The organism is Lachnospiraceae bacterium (assembly GCA_025758065.1).
Classification (GTDB): Bacteria; Bacillota; Clostridia; order Lachnospirales; family Lachnospiraceae; genus Enterocloster.
Window position 1 is genome coordinate 1,121,505 of the sequence record CP107199.1, and the last position, 22,248, is coordinate 1,143,752.

Annotated in this window: 27 protein-coding genes and 2 tRNA genes; 6 read left to right on the plus strand and 23 right to left on the minus strand. The window is 44.3% G+C overall.

The genetic code is table 11. The annotated features are described in order from the left end of the window. Positions 1 to 116 precede the first annotated feature (116 nt). From OGM16_05215 to OGM16_05235, 5 genes are all read right to left on the minus strand, one after another. Positions 117 to 1,457 (minus strand): SpoIIE family protein phosphatase, encoded by a 1,341-nt coding sequence (locus OGM16_05215; GenBank protein UYJ48397.1) that lies wholly within the window; start codon positions 1,455 to 1,457, stop codon positions 117 to 119. Between the two features lie 200 nt (positions 1,458 to 1,657). Further along, entirely contained in the window at positions 1,658 to 1,975 is a 318-nt protein-coding gene (locus OGM16_05220; protein UYJ47667.1) for a septum formation initiator family protein, read from the minus strand. A gap of 23 nt (positions 1,976 to 1,998) precedes the next feature. Continuing rightward, entirely contained in the window at positions 1,999 to 2,325 is a 327-nt protein-coding gene (locus OGM16_05225) for a spore cortex biosynthesis protein YabQ (GenBank protein UYJ47668.1), read from the minus strand. Positions 2,326 to 2,350: 25 nt separating this feature from the next. Continuing rightward, a complete protein-coding gene (gene yabP, locus OGM16_05230; GenBank protein UYJ47669.1) occupies positions 2,351 to 2,638 on the minus strand; it encodes a sporulation protein YabP in 288 nt (95 codons plus the stop codon). Between the two features lie 89 nt (positions 2,639 to 2,727). Further along, positions 2,728 to 3,201, minus strand: a complete 474-nt coding sequence (locus OGM16_05235) for a WYL domain-containing protein (protein ID UYJ47670.1) — start codon at positions 3,199 to 3,201, stop codon at positions 2,728 to 2,730. 267 nt (positions 3,202 to 3,468) lie between these two features. On the opposite strand from OGM16_05235, the gene OGM16_05240 reads away from it, so the two are divergent. After that, positions 3,469 to 3,912, plus strand: a complete 444-nt coding sequence (locus OGM16_05240; protein UYJ47671.1) for a hypothetical protein — start codon at positions 3,469 to 3,471, stop codon at positions 3,910 to 3,912. Positions 3,913 to 3,959: 47 nt separating this feature from the next. Then, positions 3,960 to 4,373 (plus strand): hypothetical protein, encoded by a 414-nt coding sequence (locus OGM16_05245; protein ID UYJ47672.1) that lies wholly within the window; start codon positions 3,960 to 3,962, stop codon positions 4,371 to 4,373. Here the strand turns inward: OGM16_05245 and OGM16_05250 are convergent. The 17 genes from OGM16_05250 to OGM16_05330 all read right to left on the minus strand — a co-directional run bounded on the left by OGM16_05250 (position 4,335) and on the right by OGM16_05330 (position 18,626). Continuing rightward, positions 4,335 to 4,718, minus strand: coding sequence for a hypothetical protein (locus OGM16_05250; GenBank protein UYJ47673.1), 384 nt, complete (start codon positions 4,716 to 4,718; stop codon positions 4,335 to 4,337). The genes OGM16_05245 and OGM16_05250 overlap by 39 nt on opposite strands. A 116-nt stretch (positions 4,719 to 4,834) precedes the next feature. Then, on the minus strand, positions 4,835 to 5,398 hold the full coding sequence (locus tag OGM16_05255) for a hypothetical protein (protein UYJ47674.1): 564 nt from the start codon (positions 5,396 to 5,398) through the stop codon (positions 4,835 to 4,837). Positions 5,399 to 5,452: 54 nt separating this feature from the next. Continuing rightward, positions 5,453 to 5,743 carry a hypothetical protein gene (locus tag OGM16_05260; protein ID UYJ47675.1) on the minus strand — a complete coding sequence of 97 codons (291 nt, stop codon included), beginning with the start codon at positions 5,741 to 5,743 and terminating at the stop codon, positions 5,453 to 5,455. 272 nt (positions 5,744 to 6,015) lie between these two features. Further along, complete coding sequence (locus OGM16_05265; protein ID UYJ47676.1) at positions 6,016 to 6,255, minus strand: RNA-binding S4 domain-containing protein; 240 nt, start codon at positions 6,253 to 6,255, stop codon at positions 6,016 to 6,018. A gap of 156 nt (positions 6,256 to 6,411) precedes the next feature. Next, positions 6,412 to 6,687, minus strand: a complete 276-nt coding sequence (locus OGM16_05270; protein ID UYJ47677.1) for an HU family DNA-binding protein — start codon at positions 6,685 to 6,687, stop codon at positions 6,412 to 6,414. A gap of 277 nt (positions 6,688 to 6,964) precedes the next feature. Further along, the gene (locus OGM16_05275; GenBank protein UYJ47678.1) at positions 6,965 to 8,146 is read right to left on the minus strand and encodes a transposase; all 1,182 of its coding nucleotides are present in this window, start codon (positions 8,144 to 8,146) and stop codon (positions 6,965 to 6,967) included. 195 nt (positions 8,147 to 8,341) lie between these two features. Beyond that, a complete protein-coding gene (locus OGM16_05280) occupies positions 8,342 to 8,728 on the minus strand; it encodes a nucleotide pyrophosphohydrolase (GenBank protein UYJ47679.1) in 387 nt (128 codons plus the stop codon). A 61-nt stretch (positions 8,729 to 8,789) separates the two neighbouring features. Further along, complete coding sequence (locus OGM16_05285; GenBank protein UYJ47680.1) at positions 8,790 to 9,407, minus strand: V-type ATP synthase subunit D; 618 nt, start codon at positions 9,405 to 9,407, stop codon at positions 8,790 to 8,792. A gap of 11 nt (positions 9,408 to 9,418) precedes the next feature. Then, the gene (locus tag OGM16_05290) at positions 9,419 to 10,792 is read right to left on the minus strand and encodes a V-type ATP synthase subunit B (protein UYJ47681.1); all 1,374 of its coding nucleotides are present in this window, start codon (positions 10,790 to 10,792) and stop codon (positions 9,419 to 9,421) included. Positions 10,793 to 10,804: 12 nt separating this feature from the next. Then, a complete protein-coding gene (locus tag OGM16_05295) occupies positions 10,805 to 12,571 on the minus strand; it encodes a V-type ATP synthase subunit A (protein UYJ47682.1) in 1,767 nt (588 codons plus the stop codon). Next, the gene (locus OGM16_05300; GenBank protein ID UYJ47683.1) at positions 12,572 to 13,156 is read right to left on the minus strand and encodes a V-type ATP synthase subunit E; all 585 of its coding nucleotides are present in this window, start codon (positions 13,154 to 13,156) and stop codon (positions 12,572 to 12,574) included. Between the two features lie 16 nt (positions 13,157 to 13,172). Further along, positions 13,173 to 13,481, minus strand: a complete 309-nt coding sequence (locus tag OGM16_05305; GenBank protein UYJ47684.1) for a V-type ATP synthase subunit F — start codon at positions 13,479 to 13,481, stop codon at positions 13,173 to 13,175. A gap of 1 nt (position 13,482) precedes the next feature. Then, entirely contained in the window at positions 13,483 to 13,917 is a 435-nt protein-coding gene (locus OGM16_05310; GenBank protein ID UYJ47685.1) for an ATP synthase subunit C, read from the minus strand. A gap of 97 nt (positions 13,918 to 14,014) precedes the next feature. Further along, on the minus strand, positions 14,015 to 15,943 hold the full coding sequence (locus tag OGM16_05315) for an ATPase (GenBank protein UYJ47686.1): 1,929 nt from the start codon (positions 15,941 to 15,943) through the stop codon (positions 14,015 to 14,017). Positions 15,944 to 15,957: 14 nt separating this feature from the next. Further along, a complete protein-coding gene (locus OGM16_05320) occupies positions 15,958 to 16,977 on the minus strand; it encodes a V-type ATPase subunit (protein UYJ47687.1) in 1,020 nt (339 codons plus the stop codon). A gap of 4 nt (positions 16,978 to 16,981) precedes the next feature. Continuing rightward, on the minus strand, positions 16,982 to 17,293 hold the full coding sequence (locus OGM16_05325; GenBank protein ID UYJ47688.1) for an ATPase: 312 nt from the start codon (positions 17,291 to 17,293) through the stop codon (positions 16,982 to 16,984). A 208-nt stretch (positions 17,294 to 17,501) separates the two neighbouring features. Beyond that, positions 17,502 to 18,626, minus strand: coding sequence for an SH3 domain-containing protein (locus OGM16_05330; protein ID UYJ47689.1), 1,125 nt, complete (start codon positions 18,624 to 18,626; stop codon positions 17,502 to 17,504). Between the two features lie 220 nt (positions 18,627 to 18,846). Here OGM16_05330 and trmB point away from each other — a divergent pair, with 220 nt between their 5' ends. Then, positions 18,847 to 19,524 (plus strand): tRNA (guanosine(46)-N7)-methyltransferase TrmB, encoded by a 678-nt coding sequence (gene trmB / locus OGM16_05335; GenBank protein UYJ47690.1) that lies wholly within the window; start codon positions 18,847 to 18,849, stop codon positions 19,522 to 19,524. 534 nt (positions 19,525 to 20,058) lie between these two features. On the opposite strand, the gene OGM16_05340 is transcribed toward trmB, so the two are convergent. After that, positions 20,059 to 20,131, minus strand: a tRNA-Lys gene (locus OGM16_05340). Between the two features lie 228 nt (positions 20,132 to 20,359). Here OGM16_05340 and OGM16_05345 point away from each other — a divergent pair. From OGM16_05345 to OGM16_05355, 3 genes are all read left to right on the plus strand, one after another. Beyond that, positions 20,360 to 21,295, plus strand: coding sequence for a mechanosensitive ion channel (locus tag OGM16_05345; protein UYJ47691.1), 936 nt, complete (start codon positions 20,360 to 20,362; stop codon positions 21,293 to 21,295). A gap of 68 nt (positions 21,296 to 21,363) precedes the next feature. Further along, positions 21,364 to 21,436: transfer RNA gene (locus tag OGM16_05350), tRNA-Lys, on the plus strand. 107 nt (positions 21,437 to 21,543) lie between these two features. Continuing rightward, complete coding sequence (locus tag OGM16_05355) at positions 21,544 to 22,236, plus strand: TIGR01906 family membrane protein (protein UYJ47692.1); 693 nt, start codon at positions 21,544 to 21,546, stop codon at positions 22,234 to 22,236. Positions 22,237 to 22,248: the final 12 nt, after the last annotated feature.

Sequence of the window (22,248 nt, forward strand, 5' to 3'; positions counted from 1 at the left end):
TGTTGCAAGCTTGCTTGCATAAGCACTTTCTCATCCAAATCAGCATATGGTGGAACCACCAAGCTTCTTGTTTTCATGAATATGGAAACAAGAAGATGTCATGGCTGAACTGTAACTTACTTTTTCCATACCTGGACTGCCAGGACTGTCATATCATCTCTGGCTCCCGGCACAAAAGACAGCGCAAAATCCAGCACATGCTCTGCCATATCCTGAGGGGGCATTTCCTCTAAACTGTCTAAAAACTGCCCCATGACCTGCTCCTTATCGTCTCCCGGCAGTGCATCTAACACTCCGTCCGTTACCATGATCAGCCGGTCCCCGTCCCAAAGCTTCCGGGATAATAATACCGGCTCTGCCTGTTCTAATGCGCCTGCAGGAACCTGTCTCCCTTCTAAGACCTGGATGCCTTCCTGTCCCATTACAAAAGCCCCAGGTGCCCCCAGTTTGAATATTTCCAGGGCCCCTGTATACAGATCGATACAGCCTGCGTCAAGGGCTGCCGGGTGTTGTTCTCCACCTGCCAGCAAAAGCACTGTATTTACCAGTTTAAAGGCCGAGCGGGGGGCAAAACCGGTTTCCAATAAAGTCTCCAGCAATTCCACGATCCGCCTGCTCTCCCGACTGGCCTCTGCCCCAAATCCCATTCCATCACACAGGCTGAACATCACCTGACTGCTGCCTCTTTCGCAGAAACTGTAATTATCCCCAGAATACCGTTCTCCCTGTTTTGGAACCCCCGCAGCACCCCAGGTCAGGTAATAATCGCCTTTTTCCTCAAAACGCACAGTTTCAAACTTCCGGGTAATAATGCTCCGGCTGTCTTTAGCTGGAAGCCAGGCGGTATCCGGGAACACCTCTCCCATCAGCTCTGCCGCATCTTTTGAAGTAACGCAGCGGCCATTGGTGGTCTTTGCTGTAAGATAGATTTCCCGGCGTCCGTTGTCATATTCCAGTAAAAGCATGCTATCTGCTAAAATGTGGTATCTGCGAAATTCTTTTTTTATGGCCCCTTTATATTCTTCTGTAATATTTTTAGCCCCGCCGATCTGTCTGGAAAACTCATCCAGTATCACTGCCAGTTCCCTAAACTGTGAAATGACCACATCCCGGCTTTCTAAAAAACGGTTCTTCCAGGAAAGATTCATGGCAGCCCTGGCAAAGCTGCGATTTAACTGTTCTAAATAATCCCGTTTTCTACGGCAGTCCTTCTTAAAAAGCTCCGGCATGTCCTCAGCACTGATATGTCCGTTCTGCTCAAAAATACGCAAAAGATAATACAGATAATAACTGTCCTCTTTTTCGCTGTCCTCATAAAGACTGCACCCGCCGCAACTGCCGCAGACCAGTGTTGCGCAGGTCTGCATGGCAGCCAGCCCGTCATCCTTTGTAAGACTGCCCGTTTCCCCTGCCCCATCATCAAAGGCTTTTGCCAGCTGTTCCAGTGACTGTGACATATCTTTTAACTTTCTGGCTGTATAATAATTGATCCCATTTTCATTTCTGCCTGACAACACAAAAAATCCCTCCTAATCTGCGCATCATCCAGTATACGCACCTAGGAGGGAAATATCTGTCATATTTTCATGTTTTTCCCAGAAAATGTTTCGACATATTCTGCAATTGACCTGACACCTTTTTACAGTTTGCCTTTGTTTTATTTATTAGGCTTTAAAAGAATCTCATCTGGATTTACCAGTCCCAGTTTTTCCTTTGCAACTTCCTCTGCAAACTGCTTGGTCTTTACATAAACCTTGTATTCTTCCAGCTTTTTCGTCCGTTCTTCTTCATCACGCAGCTGTGCCTCCAGCTGCTGTTCCTTCTGCTGATAATCCAGGTCCGACTTCTTCAAGGTTGAGCCCTTTGCGTTTACTGCAGCTGCAAGACAGATAACTACCATTGTAACGCCAAGTACGGCCATTCTGTTTGCCCATTTTTCGCGCTTTACACGCTTTGATCTTCCGTAAGAGCTCATTTTGTTCGTCACCATCTTTTTATTCATTTTTTTATTTTAAACCATTTACCGGCCTTTTTCAAGACCGCAAACAGAAAACGGCTGACGATTCTGTCATAAAGCGACATCCCCACAAGGACACCCACAATAGCATATAGACGCAATCCACCGTCATTTTGCTCATACAGCAGCATAAAAGTGACAACCCCTGCAAAGATCCAAAACAGAAAATCCTCAATTCCCCTTACAAAAGAACTGTGTTTTATCATAAGCCTCAGTACCCGGAAAAGGTCGTACACCAGCATTAGCCAACCACCTACCAGCAGGCTTAATAAAAGCAGCCACGCTTCATAACGGATCTGCATACTCATACAACAAATACCTCCGGCCCTGCTCTTATTTTAAAAGCCGGGATAAGAAAGATTCCCCGGAATGTTTAAGTGCTGCATTAGAGCTGTAATTTAAACTGTCTATCTGGCCTTCCAGATCCAGCTCCCCCTTTTCCAGCGTAAGCCTCTTTACATGAAGCTCCTTTCCCCTTATGGTCAGAAGACCCATTTCAGTGTCCAGTACGATCTCATTTTCATCAAAAGACACTACATCATTGACTCCTGTCACAGAGCCTGCATGCCTGTCCGAAAGGACCAGACGGTGAAGCCGCCCGGACGATATTTTCTCTTCCATAAGATCACCCCCATAATATTTAACCGGCACATATTTTGATCCCAACAGCAGCATATGTATCAATTAAATATATGGGAGAATATCAGCTTTTATTCATAAAGCGCCAGTCCTGCTTTCAGGTTTTCGATCACTTTTTCCCTCAGTTTGTCCGGCCCTATTACTTTGCAGTCTTTACAGTGATGAGTACAGAAAATAGCAGCACCCATCAGACTCACCTTGGCTGTCACATGGACCCAGTCAGGATGATCCGGATCTTTTATATCACGGGACTGGATGCTCCATCCAAAATCATCGATCAGATTGTTGATGATCGCCGGGTTACAGCTTAAATGGATCCGCACTGTTTCATCTGAATACATTACCGGATGGTCATTTCGGTACTCACTGGCCTGAAAAACCTCATGAGCTGCATCCCGGAAATAAGGAAGGAGCTGGTCCGGCAGCGGCTTTCTGGGTTCATCCAGCATCTGTATCTGCAAAATGCGGTCAATGCGGAAATTTGTCAGCCCGTCCGGGTATTTAGGATTGCCTGCTATAAGATAATAATAACCATTACTTGACATAACTGCATAAGGATCGATGGCCCGGGGGGCATCACTGGTGGGCGCCAGCTTTAACCTTTTATCATAGCGGCCATAAAGAACAGATTTGCACAGATCTTAAAAGACGGCGGAGAGCAGTTTAAAGAGATCCAGAAATTTATAAATAATCCCCGGGAACCACAATATATCCTGGTACACGCTTCCAAACTGGAAGAAGGATATCTGGCTATCAGCCTTTTAGCAGGTATCTACAACGAAATCAATCAGCGTGGAGAATGGGAAGACGGGATGTCTGATGGGAATGAAAAAACAGAACCTTTTGGCGCCACCCCCACAGAGCCTGGCATCCAGTGGTCAGAGAGCTGGCAATGCCTCCCCATTATTCCATATAATGAAGCCGACGACTATTATAACTGGCATGAAGACAGTTTCTCTGCTTTTGGCAGCTCCTTCATGGCCAGTCAGAAAACAAACGACACCTTTGTTCCTTACTGGACAGAAAATGAGGACAAACCGGTGTGCATCACCATGAATGACTCCGGCTTTTTCATGTGGCAACGGATCATTGAAACCTTAAATAACTTCAGCAGCAATGAACAGGTCTACATCCTCATCCTTCACGAAGAAAATAACTTTGATTCCATTAACTCTTTTGGCGGATTTGGCGGATTTGACACCTTTGAGTCAGACAGCGATAAAAACTGGAAGAACATGCAGAAGATAAACTGGTAATCTTTGCCGGATACGGCGGAACAGATGTAGACGAAAAAAATAATAAAATGAAGGAATTTATTGATGCCAACCCCGGTATCAAAAGCCGTATTAACTCCACCTTCTATTTTCCGTCCTATACAGCCCCGGAAATGGCTGAAATCTTTAAAAAGCATGTGGAAATGAGTGGCTATGAACTGCCAGAAGGCTGGAAAGAACCGGTTACTGCCTATTTTGCAGACCGGGTAAATGATGAAAACTTCGGAAATGGCCGTGAGGCCAGAGCATTATTTGAAAAAGTCTCTGTCCAGATGGCAAAACGGCTCATGGGCAGCGAAAACGGTGAACAAAAAAATACCCTTAGCGAAAAAGCCATAAAACAATGCCGGATCAGCGACATTGAAGGCGCGATCCGGCGGGCAAGGGAAGAAAACAAACAGATCTCAGGCCGTGTGAAGGTGCATAACAGGATCGGTTTTTAATCTTCCACGAACATTCATAGCAGGTGTAAGCTCCAGACAGGCAGCTACATACGTAGATAAAGTCACATTTTCCAGATCATGATCCGGAACCAGACTGCCGTAACGGTTTTTCTTAAAGCAGAAAAGCCGGATGCTGCAGTAATCAGTTCCGGAAGTGGTCTGGTAAAAATCATTGAGAAAACGCTTTACCGTATCTGGGGAAACCATTTTCTGCGGGGCCGTTACATGATCATACCTGCGGTTAATGATCCCGGTCAGTTCAGACACTGTAACCGGCGTATGCAGCTCCAATAATGTGTTTAAAATAAAAACTCCATTTAAACGGCTGGTAAACAGTGTATTCATAAGCAATTCCTCCTTTGCTATCTCTGTTACCAGATCATAGCAAAGGAGTTGGGGAAAAATTTCCCCAGATATTTAATCTTCGTCGAATTCTTCTTTTATATACTGCCATCTCCTGATCAGCATATTTTACTTAAAAAATCTGCTTCAGATCCTGCTCTGGCAGCTGCCTTAAGCCATACACTCAGACGTTCCGCATCTGTTTCATCTAAGATCATCTTACGAGTTTTCATAGTTACTGGGCCACTTTCTTCCAAAAGTTCCAGGATACTTTGTGCTTTTCCCTGATTTAGTCCCTTTTCCAATCCAATCTTCTCTCCACGCTCCAATCCTATTGATAAGATGCTCATCCTTACAGCCTCCCATTCTTCTGATTGCTTTACTTCTGTCACGATCTCATTTAACTGCATTATACGCTCATCTTTTACCAGGATCTCTGGATTTTCCAAAGTCGTATGCTTCATATACTGCAGCAGGCTGACCAGTACCGGTTCACCATTCTTACTGGACATATTTAGGAATATCTTTGTTGTCCCGTCTTCCAGATGCAGATCTTTTATCTCTTCGCATTGCTCTGTAAATGTGTACTTTGCCAGGTCTTTTCCAAAAATATCCTTCTGGGTGATGAATGTAATGATCGTTGGCGGAAGATATTTATATCTCGTTTCTCTTCCCGATTTCAAAACAGGTGTATCCATCAGCCCCTGATAAAATCTGGCCCTGCGGCGCATATCATCCTACTCCGCGTCATTTTGCATTTCTGTTGCGAAATTGCGTCCCGATATATCTGTGGCTCTGGCATCCAGGCGGATGGCACGCTGTCCGCTGCGGTTTAAAATAACTTCTTCCACATGTACCTCTTTTAATTCCAGATCCTTTTCACCCATTATGATACTCAAAACATTCCTGTGGGCTGTTTCATTTTTCATAACCGACAAAAACAATGCAAAATCGCAGAGATTAAACTCTCCTTCTTCTAACTGCACCAAGTCTTTTACTGCTTCCTGTTCCCATACATTTTGTGTCATAGGCATCGTCCTTTCTGTTGTGCGGCAGAAAGTTTTTCTCCGTACTCTCTGCCCGATCCATTAATCAGTGATTTAAGCAAAGAGTTCAGATAAGATGCTGTGTTTGATACAGCTTAGAATTTTAGAATCTTTAGAAATTTATTTGAAATCCTACTTATACTCAGAATAGCAGTTTTACAGGAAAATGTCCAGAGTTCAAGCGCAAAACTCTCCCCTCCCATACTCAATAATGTTCTCTCGGAATCTTTCTTGGCCTGATTTTATCCATTCCCTTACAAATACTCAAACATCTCTTTCGCATCTTCCTTACGGATCGCATCCTGCACGCTTGTGACCTTTACCTTTACAGCCTTGGTTCCAAATGCGATCTCGATCACATCTCCTGCCTTAACCTCTGCACTGGCTCTTGCTACCTTATCGTTAAGCATCACACGGCCACTGTCGCAGGCTTCGTTTGCTACAGTCCTTCTTTTAATGATACGGGATACTTTCAGGTATTTATCTAATCTCATGTTTTTTATCATTCCTTTCGTTTCATTTAAGGCACAAACAAATTATGCAAAATGTTATGCTCCTTCACGCTTTGATCTATATCTGCAATAAAAAAAGTGCCAGCATAGGACTTTTACCTATATCTTAGCACTTTTAATTGCTTTTAGAAAAATCAATTACTTATTGATCTCGTCCTTTAAAGCCTTACCTGGTTTGAACTTAGGTGTCTTGGAAGCTGCGATGGTCATGGTCTCGCCGGTTCTTGGGTTTCTTCCTTCACGTGCTGGTCTCTCGCTGACTTCGAAGTTACCGAATCCAACTAACTGAACCTTTCCGCCCTTTGCCAGTTCTTCTGCTACTGCATCAGTAAAAGCCTTAACTGCCTTTTCTGCATCCTTTTTAGAAATTTCTGCCTTCTCAGCTACTGCTGCGATTAACTCTGTCTTGTTCATCAATGTTTTCCTCCTAAACCGGATCCGAAAAAACAGGTTCGGACCGTCTTTATTCTTGTCAGTGATACCCTATCATTTATATCTGCTTTACTATGATTTGTCAAGGTTTTTTGGCCTTTTCCAGGGATTTCGCTTTTAGCACTGTATATTTATAAATAGTGCCCCTCTCACGCTTATTTTCTCTTTTGCTTCCTGAATAGCTGAATGCGCACAACGTCCCCCCTTAGTTAAATTTAGCTCATTTCAAAGCGCCTGTTTTTATTTTCCCACTGACAGACTATCCGCCCTTTTCATACAAGATACTTTTTACTTTTTCCAATAATAGCTCATCACAAAACTTCCGGTTCACACTTTTTCGGCTGATTCCACTTTCTTTAAATCTTTGAATACGGCGATACAGGTATAATTCTCTCATGTTGAAGCCGATGATCATCAGATCAAATATTACTTCTGTTGCTGCATGGCAATAGCAATGTTTTGCGTGATAATACGTTTTCAACTGGTGGAATCCATTCTCTTCTATATCCCATCTTCGGTTCATCATCTCCCATAAAACCCGAGGTTCCCCTTGATCCAGAGTCGTTACCAGCCACATCCGGCGTTCGTTTTCTTTCCAGCTTTCATGATATCGGATCACACGAAGCTTATGGGGACTATTATCTATCTCAAATCCTGAAAGATCCCAGACTTCTATATTCTTTTTTCCACAGGTAAACGACCTTTTTTTCCCCTCATCCCGCTTAAACAGGCTTTCCGCATCCTGAAACAGTTCCCTTCGTTCATCTTTTAGTCGGATCACCGCATCCAGTCCGCACTCTTTTATCGTATTGATAAATGGGGCATTCAGATACAGCGCATCTGCTACGATCACATCTGCGAAATGTCCGTGTCTTTCCTTCAGACGTCTGATCAGCTTTTTTCCTCCTGTCAGTTCTCCTTCATCTTTTTCCGCTCCGTCCCTCGGTTTTAACATTTCCTGGCCCAGGATTACATGTGGCGTTTTTCCTACTGTCATACAGACCACGCTCCGGTGGAAATATTCTGTTTCACCTGCACGGTTTTTCCGGCTAAGGCAGTCCGAACAGGACTTTTTTGTGCTGTTGAACAATTCCACTCCATCGATACCGGCTACAACATATCCACCTATAGTCCCTTCCCGAAATACACGGTTGCTTTTTATGATATCGATCGTCTGGTCGTGGATCTCACGGATCTCATCTGGATCTATCTGGGTAAGAAGGTCACGGACCGCATCAATTTTAGGTATTTTTCCATGTATGCAGTTTTTCAATCGTTTTCCCATACTTTCAGGCGCAGAAAAAACTGTATGAAAACTCTCATACTGCAGCATCAGAAAGAGCAGTGCCGGCATGACGATATTAAATAATGGGATCGTTCTTCTTTTTCTTTTGTCCGATAACCCCTTGATTTTCTCCGGGATTTTATATACACTTTTCATATAAGTTAGCAGCTTCTTTAATGCTAATTTTTCATTAAGGACACCTTCTTTCGTGTTGTTTTGTGGGTAACATAATTATACAATAAAAGGTGTCCTTTTTGATTGCTTATGCAGAAAAAACAGTAACTTTTTATTCAATATGAGAATTCCCCGTTCTGCCAGATGGATCCCTTGCAAAACGGGGAACTTTTTATCTTAAAAGCGAAATCCCTGGGCCTTTTCCTGCATTTTTATCCGGGCCCAGAGAGCCTCTCCTTCTTCGGCCGAATTTATCTTTTCACCACCGAATACCCATGGGTGTCTGCGCACCATTTTTTCGCAGATCCCACCTATCACATCATCTATAGAAAACAGCCCTTTTTCATTTGCGATCTGGCTGTTTAACATCACCTGAAAGAGCACATCCCCCAGTTCTTCACACAGATTTTCCATGTCCTCATTGTCCACTGCCTGAACCGCTTCCTCTGCCTCTTCCCTCATATATTTTCGCAGGCTCTCAAAAGTCTGTTCCCGATCCCATGGACAGCCGTCTTCTGCCCGCAGCTTTGCGGTGATTTCTACCAGATCTTTAAATGTATACATGATACAATATCCTTTCCCGTATTCCAACGCATCCGGCTATTTTACCATTTTCTGCCTTTCATCACCCGGTCTTCATCCTCTTAATGACCTTCAACCGGGTAAATTCTTCCCTTTCCTTCTCTTCCAGGGCATTGGAAATGGACCTGGACAGCTCTTCATAATGAGGAATCGTGATGTTCTTTAAAGCATTGGCGCGCTTCTGGGTCTTTTTAATAGAATTTGCCAGCCGGTACGCAGAATTTTCCACCATAGACAGCTTAATGGTCAGCTCCTTTACCCGCTCAAACCGTTCTCTGGCAATATCCAGGGCTTCAGAGGTATTGTTAAACCCATAAGCCAGCTCCATAGGCTTTTCCTGGTGCTGGACTAAGGGGATCTCTGTTCCCATGATACTTCTTGCCTTGATCTTCACTGTATCATCCACGGGAACAGACATTCCGATCTCCTGGACATAATTGATGCCCAGTTCAATATTGGCACTCTGCAGCGCTTCATAAGCAGCCTTAAACACAGTGTCGATCTCAGACTGTATCCCCTTTGCCTCATCGATCAGCCCCATAAGCTCACGGATCAGGATATTTCTCTTCTTATCCATTAATCCGTAGCCCATAGTTGCCAGTTTCAGGGAGTTTTTCGCAGCGATCAGATTACCTTTTGTGGGAAATGTATTTGGATCCATTCCTGCTCACCTCACTCCTCGTAGTACTGATCCAGAACCTTGGTATCAATACGGTCTAATTCCTCTCTTGGAAGCATACGCAAAAGTTTCCAGCCGATCTCCAGAGTCTCTATAATGGAGCGGTTCTCATGATGTGCCTGGCCAATAAAATGCTCTTCAAATGCTTTACCAAACTCCAGATACTTCTTGTCAATGGCAGACAGCTCATCTTCACCAATAACAGATGCCAGCGCCCTGGCGTCACCTACCTTGGCATAACAGGAAAACAGCTGGTTTGCCACATCCTGATGATCTTTTCTCGTATAGCCTTCACCGATACCATCCTTCATCAGTCGTGAAAGAGATGGAAGCACGCTGATCGGTGGATAAACAGACTGGCTGTTTAACTGTCTGTCCAGGACGATCTGTCCCTCTGTAATATAACCAGTCAGGTCCGGGATCGGATGTGTAATATCATCATTTGGCATAGTTAAGATCGGGATCTGGGTAACAGAACCATTTCTTCCTGCTACGATACCGGCTCTTTCATATAATGATGCCAGATCGCTGTACAGATAACCTGGGAAGCCCTTTCGTGAAGGGATCTCGCCCTTAGAGGAAGAAACCTCACGCAGCGCCTCTGCATAAGAGGTCATATCTGTTAAAATGACCAGGATGTGCATTCCCTTTTCATAAGCCAGATACTCTGCCAGTGTCAATGCGATCTTTGGCGTGATAAGCCTCTCTACTACCGGGTCATTTGCCAGATTGATAAACATGGCTACATGTTCGGAAACACCGCTTTCCTCAAAGGTACGGCGGAAGAAATCAGCCACATCATGCTTTACACCCATAGCGCCAAAAACGATGGCAAACTTTTCATCAGAATTATCACCTAATGATGCCTGCTGCACGATCTGGGCCGCCAGCTGGTCATGAGGAAGGCCATTTCCTGAGAAAATAGGAAGCTTCTGGCCACGGATCAGTGTAGTCAGTCCGTCGATGGCGGAAATTCCTGTACGGATATAGTTTCTCGGATACTCACGGGATACCGGGTTTAAGGGCTGTCCGTTAATATCCATACGGATATCAGAAATAATGTCCCCCAGTCCGTCAATGGGCTGTCCGATACCATTAAAGGTACGTCCTAACATTTCCTCAGAAACTGCGATCTCCATTGGATGTCCCGTCAGCCTTGTATGGGTATTTCTAAGAGCCATGCCGTCTGTTCCCTCAAACACCTGGATAATGGCTTTATCCCCGTAGATCTCAATAATACGTCCGATCTTCTTTGTAGTGCCGCCAACGGTCATTTCCACGATCTCATCATAAGCTGCGCCCTGAACGCCCTCTAACACTACCAGAGGACCATTGATCTCACTTAAACCTAAATATTCAACTGCCATTTTAAGTCCTCCTTATGCGTTACGCTCCAGCACATTCTCATAGAACGCATCAATCTGTTTCTTATAATCATCAAACATGTCCAAACGGTCATTTGGCACATCATATTTAATAGAAATGATCTTATCAAAGATCTTATCTTCTTTTAGCACGGACATAGGCATTCCCATGGCGATCAGTGCTTTTGACTTCTTATACAGATATAAAATAGTTTCCATCATCTTAAACTGCTTGGTAAGAGGCACTGATGTGTCGTCCTTGTGGAATGCATTCTGCTGCAGGAAACCTACACGGATGACCTTTGCGATCTCTAAGACCAGTTTCTGGTCATCCGGGAGAACATCTGCACCGATCAGCTTTACGATCTCCATTAAGCTGCTTTCCTGGGTCAATAACGCCATCAGGCGGTTTCTGTCACTTACAAAGTTCTTATCTACGTTATCAATATACCAGGATGACAGATCATTTACATACTCTGAATAACTGGTCAGCCAATGGATAGCCGGGAAATGCCTTGCATAAGAAAGGTTCTTATCCAGTCCCCAGAAGCAGCGTACAAAACGTTTGGTATTCTGGGTAACAGGCTCAGAGAAATCACCGCCCTGAGGGGAAACTGCACCGATAATGGTAACAGAACCTTCTGTACCGTTTAAATTGCGCATCATGCCTGCTCTCTCGTAGAAAGAAGACAGACGGGATGCCAGATAGGCCGGGAAGCCTTCCTCTGCCGGCATCTCTTCCAGACGGCCGGAAAGCTCACGCAAAGCCTCTGCCCAACGGGAGGTAGAGTCTGCCATGATCGCTACATGATATCCCATATCCCTGTAATACTCTGCCAGTGTTACACCGGCATACAGACTTGCCTCACGGGCTGCAACAGGCATGTTGGAGGTATTTGCGATCAATGTAGTTCTGTCCATCAGGGGATTTCCGCTCTTTGGATCGATCAGCTCTGAAAATTCTTCCAGAACCTGGGTCATTTCATTTCCACGCTCACCACAGCCGATGTAGATAATAACATCTGCATCAGACCATTTTGCAATCTGATGCTGGGTCATGGTCTTTCCTGTACCGAATCCCCCTGGGATCGCCGCTGTACCTCCCTTTGCCAGTGGGAACATAGTATCCAGGATACGCTGTCCAGTGATCAGCGGCCTAGTTGCAGGATAACGCTTTGCAGAAGGTCTCGGCACACGGATAGGCCATTTCTGGGTCATGGTCAGCTTCTTTTCTGTTCCATCCAATAACTGCAAAGTAAGAAGAGGCTCATTAATGGTATATTCCCCATCTTCCACTACGTCTAATACATAGCCCTCTGTATCCGGCGGCACCATTACCTTATGGATAATAGCCCTTGTCTCAGGAACCTCTGCGATAATGGTTCCCGGAAGCACCCGGTCGCCTTTCTTTACTGTCATATGTGTTTTCCATTTTTTGGAAGTATCCAGAGAATCTACACTGATGCCACGGCTGATATAGTAGCCGCTGCGCTCTGCGATCTTGCTTAAAGGACGCTCAATACCGTCAAAAATGTTATTTAAAATACCAGGAGCCAGCGTAACAGAAACCGGTGCTCCTGTTCCTGTTACCACCTCACCAGGCTTTAAACCACTGGTCTCCTCATACACCTGGATCGTTGTTTTTTCTGAGGTAAGCCCAATGACTTCGCCTACCAGATTTTCCTTACCAACGTACACCATTTCGTTCATCTGAAATCCGGGATCACCGGCCAGAGAAACTACAGGTCCGTTGATACCGTAGATCACACCTGTCTTAGCCATTTACTGCTTACCTCCCAAGTCAAACTTAAATTCATGGCGCGCTTCTTCCAGTTTTGTCTTAAAGGAACTGTCGATCAGGATATGTTTGGACGGGATCACCGCACGGATGCCTCCGTCAAAGGAATATTCGCTGATCTTTACAGTTACATTGTGGTGCATGGCCAGTCTGCGGGCCTTGTCCTCATCAGAGGGATCCATGTATACGACCATAGCCTCATCACCTGCAACTGCTTTAGCTGCTCCGATCTGTTTTTCCAACAGGTCCAGATAGTCTCTTGTCTCCATGAAATTAGCCAGTTTATCTCTTATCTCCACAAACAGCTTATCCTTTAATTCCTCCTGTCTGTGGCTTACTTCTCTTCTTAAGTCCAGCTGTCCAATGGAAAGCTTTTTGTTACGCTCACGCCCTAACTTTTCCGTCTCAGCCTCTTCCTGCATTTTCGCCCGCTTCCTGGCATCTTCTGTATGCTCCTCATAGGCCTTATCAAGAGTTTTTGCGTAATCGTCCAGTATTTTTGCACTTTTTTCCCTTGCATCTGTCATACAGATCTCCTGAAAATGCTTCAGCTTTTCCTCTGTTGTCAAGCTCTTCACCTGCTTTCTATAGTTTCAATCCAATGGCCTCGTTTACATAAGAGGTGATAAAGTCCGGCTTGCGGCCGGTTCCATGGCGGTCCGGGATCTCTACGATCAGCGGCAGCTTCCGCTCCAGCTTTACATTGTCGATGATCTCCGGAAATTCCCTGCCAAACTTTTCAGTTAACAGGATAATGCCAATAGATTTATCGGCCAGAACCTTATCCAGCTCACGTTTCAGTTCGTCCCTCTCATGTACCACAGCCCCGTCAACACCTGCCAGGCGCATGCCGGTCCAGGTGTCGATGTTATCGCTGATGAGATACATTTTCATATTAAAGCTTACCTAAGATCATAAAGGAAATGATCAGACCATACAGGCACACACCTTCGGCAAGACCTACGAAGATAAGGGATTTACCAAGAATAGAGCTGTCTTCACTGATAGCGCCCAGTGCTGCACTTGCTGCTGCAGATACTGCAATACCACCGCCTAAACAGGAAAGACCGGTTGCAAGAGCCGCTGACAGATAGCCCATTCCAGCTGCGCTGTTAGAAGCGGCTGCTGCTGTTTCCTCTGCTGCAAATGCATTTCCTGAGAACATGAAAGCGGCTGCTGCGATCATGGTCCCGAAGAATAAAAATACGTTTACACCAAGAGCTGTTTTATAACGTCCCTTTGTCTTTTCTCCTGCTGCAAATGCTCCAAAAGGTACACCGATGCTTAATACTAATGCTGCGCTTAATGTCATTTTAACTAATAAACTCATGATTGATTTCTCCTTTTTCTCTTGAGATTAAGATATCTGGATCTCCCATGTCTACCTGACCTGCCAGGCGGCACATGTTCCAGGTTCATTTATTTATCTAATGCTTTCCATAAGGTTCAAATGCCCGTCCGCTTCCTCTGTAGAACCGGCTGAACAGCTCATAATATTCCAGACGAAGGACCTGGATACCTACGATCAGGCCTTCCATACCGCATACAAACAGGTTTCCACCAATAACTACCGCCCAGTTAGGGCTTCCAGCCTCTGCGCCTGCAAGCATTAAAACCACCTGCATCATAGCTGCATGGCTCACTGCAAAAGCACCTACACGGACGAAGGAAAGTGTATTGGAAAAATAGCTTAAAAGCACTTCAAACAATTCAAATACGCCCTGGGTAATGAACATTCCCACGCCGCCTTCCATTTTCTGTGCCTTCTTCTCTATTATCGCTGACAATGGTTCCTTAAAGAACATAAGCAGCAACGGAATAATAAACAGCACAGTCAGTACAATGGTTGCCGGAAGAGCATTACCACTCATATACAGGACAATAACTGCTGCCAGTGCAAAGTAAAATACAAGTCCGGCAGCACCGTTGGTGTCAAACCATGTTTTCTCTGTATTATGCTCCTTTACGCTGTTGATGATATTTAAGATCATACACAGCAGGATAATGCCCATACCAATGGCAATGGCAACTACAAACACTGTATTCAATTTTCCAATAAATGGAAGATCGGTCATAGCTTCCTGTGGTCTTAACCACATTGCGTCAATAATATCTTCAAATCCGAACACGCTGCCGAACAGCACTCCGAATATGGTAGAAAAGAATCCACAGCAGGAAATAATGCCCGCCAGACGCATTTTTTTGAATTTATACAGTAAGAACCCGCCAATAAGAAGACAGAGTCCCTGTCCCGCATCACCAAACATAAATCCAAACAGAATAGAATAAGTAATACCGATCAGGATCGTAGGATCGATCTCATTATAAGAAGGCAGACCATACATCTCCACATACATCTCAAATGGCTTAAACAGCCCCGGATTTTTCATTTTTGTAGGCGGAGTGCTCATGATGTTGTTGTGGTCATCTTCTATAATACAGAACGTGTCTGCATCCGATTCTATCTCTTTTTGAAACTTCTTTGCATCTGTTTCACTCATCCAGCCGCAAAGGATGTAGAATGTATGATAGCCATGCTTGGTGCAGGCTGCCATCTTTCGCACATCAAAGTTAACAGAAAAACGTTCCAGTCTGGTGCAGGCTGCTGCCAGCTCCTGTTTATTTTCATCCAGTGTCTGAAGGATCTTTCCTTCAAGCTCCTGTTTTTCTGCTTCCAGTGCCTTGATCTTATCATCTAACACATGCTCTGCTTCCATAGGAGTGCCTTCGTACTCATCTGGCAGGAAACAGCGTTCAAAATGCATAGACGCATAAATAGCATCGATCTTATCTGCCAGCTTCTCCGGCACAAAATAAACGATCCATACATATTCCGCATCTTCCAGACACTTAAACATGACCGTATCAATGGTCTCATACACATAGCTGTTGAACTTGTCAAAGTATTCCCTGGAAATACGGCCAAAACGGAACTTGATGAACTGGAATCCCAGGATCTCCTTTACACTGTAATTCAATTCTGTAAATGGTTCTACCTGGTCTTTTGATCGCTTTAATGTCTGGATCTGCGCCTGAAGCTCCTCTTTCTTATCATTCAGTTCTTTTAAGCGGCTGCTTATATCATCTACGGTTTTTGCTGCCTCTTCCTGGGACGGAAGTTCTTTCTCAGGAACTGACTGCAGCTGCCCGCCGATCTTTTCTGCCAGTTCCCTGGCAAGATTCAATTTCTCCTTATACGGATTGGTCTCAATATAAGGCCTTAAGTCTTTTACCGTCTTTAACTCTGACAGAGCATTTTCCAAATGGATCTCATATCTGGAAAGATAGGTATCCACCACCCGGTCAATGTCTGCCTTGGGGCCGGTAATGCTTAAGAACTTCATTTTCTCTATCACTTCACATAACCCCCTTAAATCCTTGCTGTCATCCCATAACGTATCTGTTCGATTGTAGTTATGATCTGTTCGATCTCTCTTTCTTTAAAATAAAGATAAGAGTTTAGTACTGCTGCTGAATAAGGCTCTTTCCTGCTTGTAAGCTCATAGATCTTATCTGTAAGCTCCTTTGCCCCGTTTCCAAGTCCATGTTCCATAAGCCCTTCTATATCCTGGCATTTGTACCAGCTGTTTTTGATCACACCATAAACCTGTTCCATGTTTTCCGCCTGAGCCATGGTCTGGATTTCTTTTTTGGTAACATGATACTGGATAGGAATGATCAGCGCATAAATATCACCTTCTGACAGGTTATAATATTTTTTTGCCCGGCATATCCACTGAAAATTCAGCATATCCATTTTCGTGCCAAAGCACTGGGCCAGCATTTTTGCCTCTGCCTTTGAAAGATATTTATCCTTTATCTTCCAGATAGTCTTGAAATAAAGCATATCCATAGCCGTTTCACAGGCCGGAAGCGTTGCTTTCCCCTGTTCTAAAAGCTTTTCTAACGGCTCATAGTAAGCAGAACCTTTTAACCCGCGGATCACATCTTCTATGCTCCTGCACTGGGACAGCTGCACCAGATCCATATCCGAATGTTTATCAAAAAATTCCTTAAACCCCGAAAGATCCTGGGCACTTTCTCTGTTTCCTGCTGCATTTCTGAGACAGGTTTTTAATATATCGATCTCATAGTGCATGAAATAAAGGTCCAGAAAACGCCTCTGCCCTACATTTGCAAACCGGTACAGCTTTGCAAAATCATGGTATTTGCTTAAGTTTAACAGCTGCTCGATCTTTCCGCGGTGAAGCTCATCCTCAGAAGCTTTGGAAAATGCCTTTTCATAAGATGGATTACTCCTTAAGAACTGAACCGCCTCAGGCACAGATCCCAGGTCTGCCATTGCCTCAAATTGCTCCGGGCGGATCCTGAAACGCTCCATAGCCTTCACCTTGGTGGAAATGCCGCTGTAACTGATCAGGCTTCCCATGTCCTCACTCCTTTATCATGCTTTTAAAGAGAGCCTGTGCATACTCCTCATGCCGGGCTTCATAGGCCTCTTCCAGCCGCGCCATCACTGCTTTGGCATCCTCTTTCTGCTGTCTTAACTCCTGCTGTAATTCCTCTTCCATTTTTCCGCGTATCTGGGAAATGCGATCCTGGGTTTCTTTTTCCAGCCGGGCATCAAACGCCGCCGTTTTCTCTTCCATTTCACGGGCCATCTGCTTTTTACGCTCACCGGCACCATCCATAACAGAAACAGCGGCTTTTTCAATATCAGACAGCCGATTGATCACTGTATCCATATCACAGTCCTCCCTTTCTTTGTTCTTTTTTTAATGCAATTTTGCATTTTGCATTTTTTTATCATACTACTTTTTTTGAAAAATAACAGTGTGAAATTGTACAATAATTTAAAATTTAACGATTTTTTTAGTCGTTATGCACAAAAAAACAGGGGAACAAGACCTTTTTATAGGTCTCATTCTCCTGTTTTGTACAAATTTCTCACTATTAGTTAGTTACACTTTCACTTTCAGCGGCTGCTTCTTCCTGTGGCTGTGCATCGGTTTCTGCTTCCTGCTTTGCAATGTACTGGCTGGAAATATAGGCTTCCTGACCATCATAGTTGATCACAGTCCAGTCATTATTATAGCGCTTTACATAAACAACTTCTGTTCCGCCTTCTAACTGTACCAGAATACGGCCATTGGCAGACGGCTCCGTACGCACATTTACTTTATTTCCAGTCACTACATAGGTATCTGCCGGTGGCTGGGTCTCTTCCGGTGTAGGCGCTTCAGGCTCTGTCTGGATCTGCTCTGTAGTCACTGTCTCCGGCTGGGTCGGATCTGCTTTTTTCTTCCCCGGCATCAAAGTACGGATCGCCACTATCAGGATCACGACCACAAGGAGCGGGATCAGGAATTTTAATACCATTTCCACAGGTGATGGTCTGTGTTTTCTTCTGCGGGTCCTTCCACTTCGGGAAGAACCGCCATAGGAGCGCCTGGTACTTTGGGGATTTCTCCTTCGGCTGCCTGTATTTGTATTACTTCCTGCTCTGTTACGGCTTCCCCCTGTTCTGGAACGATCAGAAACTCCCTGCAGTTCTGCTCCTGAGCGGGTGCCGTTTCCTGCACCGGTACCTGTACGCGGTCTTGTCCCGTCTGTCCGGCCGTAAGATGTGCTTCCTGTCCCTGAACTGCCAGCTGCTGCACCTGTTCTGGTATTTCGCACCGGTCTTGTTTCGGTCACAGGCACATTAAAGGTTTTGGATACCTGAAAATCATGTGAAAACGCATACACCTGCTTGGTCAGAAGCTGGTATGCCTGGTTGGCATTATACGCTGTATTGTCATTTTCATGAACCGCTTTATTTCCCAAAATACGGATAGTATGATAATCATCCTTCGTGGTTTTATCGATCCAGTGTCCCTCATAAAGCTGATCTATGGTATCTGCCAGATCTCCATCTACAAGGCATGCCTTCTCAGCCAGGCAACGGACCATACACTCTAATATCTGTCTGGCTTTCACCATAACAAGATTATAGTCTTTGCTGACGATCAGGCGCTCTGCTTCCTTTACCCCCTGCTGGATCTGCTGCCAGCTGGTAGTGCGTTCAAAGTTTGACATCGCCCTTCCTCCTTTGTATGTAATAAAGCAGTATTTGCGTTTTTAGCTGCTCTTTTATCTGCTAACGTAAGTATATCAATTTTTCCTTTGCCTTGCAATCACTAAGCACTATATGATATAGTTACTAGCAGATATTTCACTTTCATATTTTCCGCAACTGCGGAAGATATCTGTTTACTATCCAAATCGCATACTATATTTAAGAAAGAGGACAACATCCATGCGTTTAAGACATATACGCGGGGCAGAAGAAACCATTGCAGAAAGCCCCTATGTGATCCAGGAACCAGAGCTTCATAAAGGCAGCTGGAACCAGTTTTTTGGCAACGATAACCCCATCCAGATCGAAGTAGGTATGGGAAAAGGCCGTTTTATCATGGAACTGGCCAAACAGAATCCTGATATTAACTACATCGGCATTGAACGCTACTCCAGTGTACTTTTAAGAGGTCTTCAAAAACGTGCCCAGTTAGAATTAAACAACATCTATTTTATGTGCATTGATGCCAAAAATATGGCAGACTACTTTGCACCAGGAGAAGTAAACAAGATCTACCTTAACTTCTCCGATCCATGGCCAAAAGACCGCCATGCAAAGCGCCGTCTGACTTCTCCTGATTTTATGGCTGTATACGGCCAGATCTTAGCTGACCACGGAACCGTAGAATTTAAAACTGACAATAAAGGGCTTTTTGATTACTCTCTGGAGGCAATTCCAGAAGCAGGCTGGACTATTACAGCACACACCTTCGACCTGCACCATGATCCAGTTATGTCTGTCGGAAATGTAATGACAGAATATGAAGAAAAATTTTCTTCTATGGGAAATCCCATCTGCAAGCTGATCGCTATAAGAGAACCGAAAGAGACCACAGAAAATGTTACAGTTCATCCATGACATCTTCTTGTTTTTATAAATATGGAATTTTCCTTTTAACCCTCCTGATACCGGATTGCTGCGTGCTTTGCACTTCCTCAATTCTAAAAACATTCGTAATCTGCTCATTTTTCTTCAAAAAATGGCTTCTTACTCATGTTTTGGGCGGGACCCAAGGTCATAAATCCTCCTGCAAGCACGCTTGCGTCGCATTTTTGACCTTTTTCCCCTGGTATCATCATATATATATAAAGAACAGAAATAAAAAAGGAGTCCCATTCCCATGAAACTCCCACCAAAACTTACCAGACAGCTTTGCAAGGCCACCTGCGACAAAAAAGACTGGGACAAACGGGCCTTGAAACTTTGTAAAGCTTTTCGCGAGGTCAACAAATGCCTCGGCCCCTGTCCCAGTCATAAACACTGCCACAAAAAATAACTGTTTGACCGCGATCCCATTGCGCCTGTTCCTGGCACAATACCTTTTTTCTATTTTTACGCAACAAAAAAGTCCGACCCCGCAGCCTCCAATATCTGCAAAACCAGACCTTTCAATGCGCCTTCAGGGACTCGAACCCTGGACAAATAGATTAAGAGTCTACTGCTCTACCAACTGAGCTAAAGGCGCGTTCTCCTGAACACAACGATGATTATAACGTACATGCCCTTTCTTGTCAACGACTTTTTTAATATTTTTCAAAAAAAATCAACCAAATATTTACAATACATTGTCCCCTCCTGCAAATCATGGTAAACTTATTCTATCTTACTTAACATATGTTCCCGGATTCTTTCTTTCACCTGATTTTATGAGAAGATTCCGAGAAAACATTTAACAAGAGCAGGAGGAAACTTTATGATATTATTTGCAGCCCAGGAAAGCAGTGCGCTCCCTACTCTGGCTGAGACCCAGGCAGTAGCCGCAGAAGTCCACGAGGATTTACAGCAATTAAAACCAAATTCCATTTTAGAATCCATCAAAGCATGGGCTCCAGGGCTTTTATCCGTGGCTTACCGGCTGGCTATTGCTGCCCTTATCATCTTTATTGGCTCACGGATCGCCATCTACATCAGCCATTTTCTGAAAAAGACCTTTGACCGTATGGGAATGGATCTCAGCCTGAGCAAATTCCTTATTTCCCTGGCAAATGCTATTACATACGCGATTGTCATTTTCATGGCACTGGAAAAGATCGGCGTACCATCCGCCTCTATCATTGCTCTTTTAGGTTCCGCAACACTGGCTATCGGTCTTTCTCTTCAGGGCAGTCTTGCAAACTTCGCAGGAGGTATCCTGATCCTTGTTATGAGACCCTTCGGCATCCACGATTACATCATCTGTGAAGGCACGGAAGGAACTGTACAAAATATAGGTCTTGTATACACAACTTTAGTTACTATAGACAACCGCAAGATCACCATCCCCAACGGCAGCCTGTCCAATGCAGTCATCACAAATGTGACCGCCCAGCCAAAGCGCCGTGTAGACCTGACCGTTGGCATCGGTTATACTTCTGATCTGAAGAAAGCCAAGGAGATCCTAAACCAGATTTATGCAAATGATCCTCTTATTTTAAAAGAAGACGGTATTACCGTCTATGTAGATCAGTTAGCAGACAGCTCCGTTATCCTGGGTGCAAGAGGCTGGACAAATACCACTGATTACTGGACTGTACGCTGGAGAATACTGGAGCAGATCAAACTGAAGTTTGACCAGGCTGGAATTGAGATTCCATTTAACCAGTTAGATGTAAACGTAAAAAACGCTTCCGTAAACGAAAAAAAATCTTAAAAAAGTCTTGACAAGGTCCAAAAAAAACATTATAATGTCTATCGTGTCATTCAAAAACGCATAGACATGCGCCTTTAGCTCAGTTGGTAGAGCAGTAGACTCTTAATCTATTTGTCCAGGGTTCGAGTCCCTGAAGGCGCATTTAAAGGTCTGACTTTGCAGATACCAGAAGCTGCGGGGTCGGGCTTTTTTCGCATATAGGAAAATGAAGATTCCCGGAGAACATTTTTCCAAAAGGAGGCAACCTAATGAAACATCTTCAACGCTTTGCCGGTATCCTTACCGCATTCTGTCTTATGATCATTCTCTTTTTTACCTCAGTAGAAGCTGTTGTTTACTGGAATCCCGGATATTTTGAAAAAGAATACACCAAATACCAGGTCTTAGACGATCTTCCTTCCATGACTATGGATGACCTGTTAGATGTTACCAACCAGATGATGGCTTACTTAAAGGGGAAACGTGCAGATCTTCATGTAACCACACATATGGGCGGAGAGACCCGTGAATTTTTCAATGAACGTGAGATCGCTCATATGGAAGATGTTCAGGGGCTGTTTTTAAAAGCCATTATACTGCGGCGGATCTGTGTGGCTGTCTGCGTGATCGCCCTGCTGTTTATAGTTCTTTCAAAAGCTGATCTGCGTACACTCCTTCCTTCTTCCCTCTGTATGGGAACCGGACTGTTCTTTGCATCGATCGCAGCACTGGCTGCTATTATATCCACAAACTTTACGAAATATTTTATCCTTTTCCACCATATGTTTTTTAATAATGACCTGTGGATCCTTGACCCGTCCACAGATATGCTGATCAATATTGTACCTGAAGGATTTTTCATGGATACTGCCGGACGTATTGCTTTCCTCTTCGGCTCTCTGTCACTGATTCTTTTTGGTCTCTGTCTGATCATGACCCTGAAAAACAAACGCCGTAAATAGGAGCATTTTTAT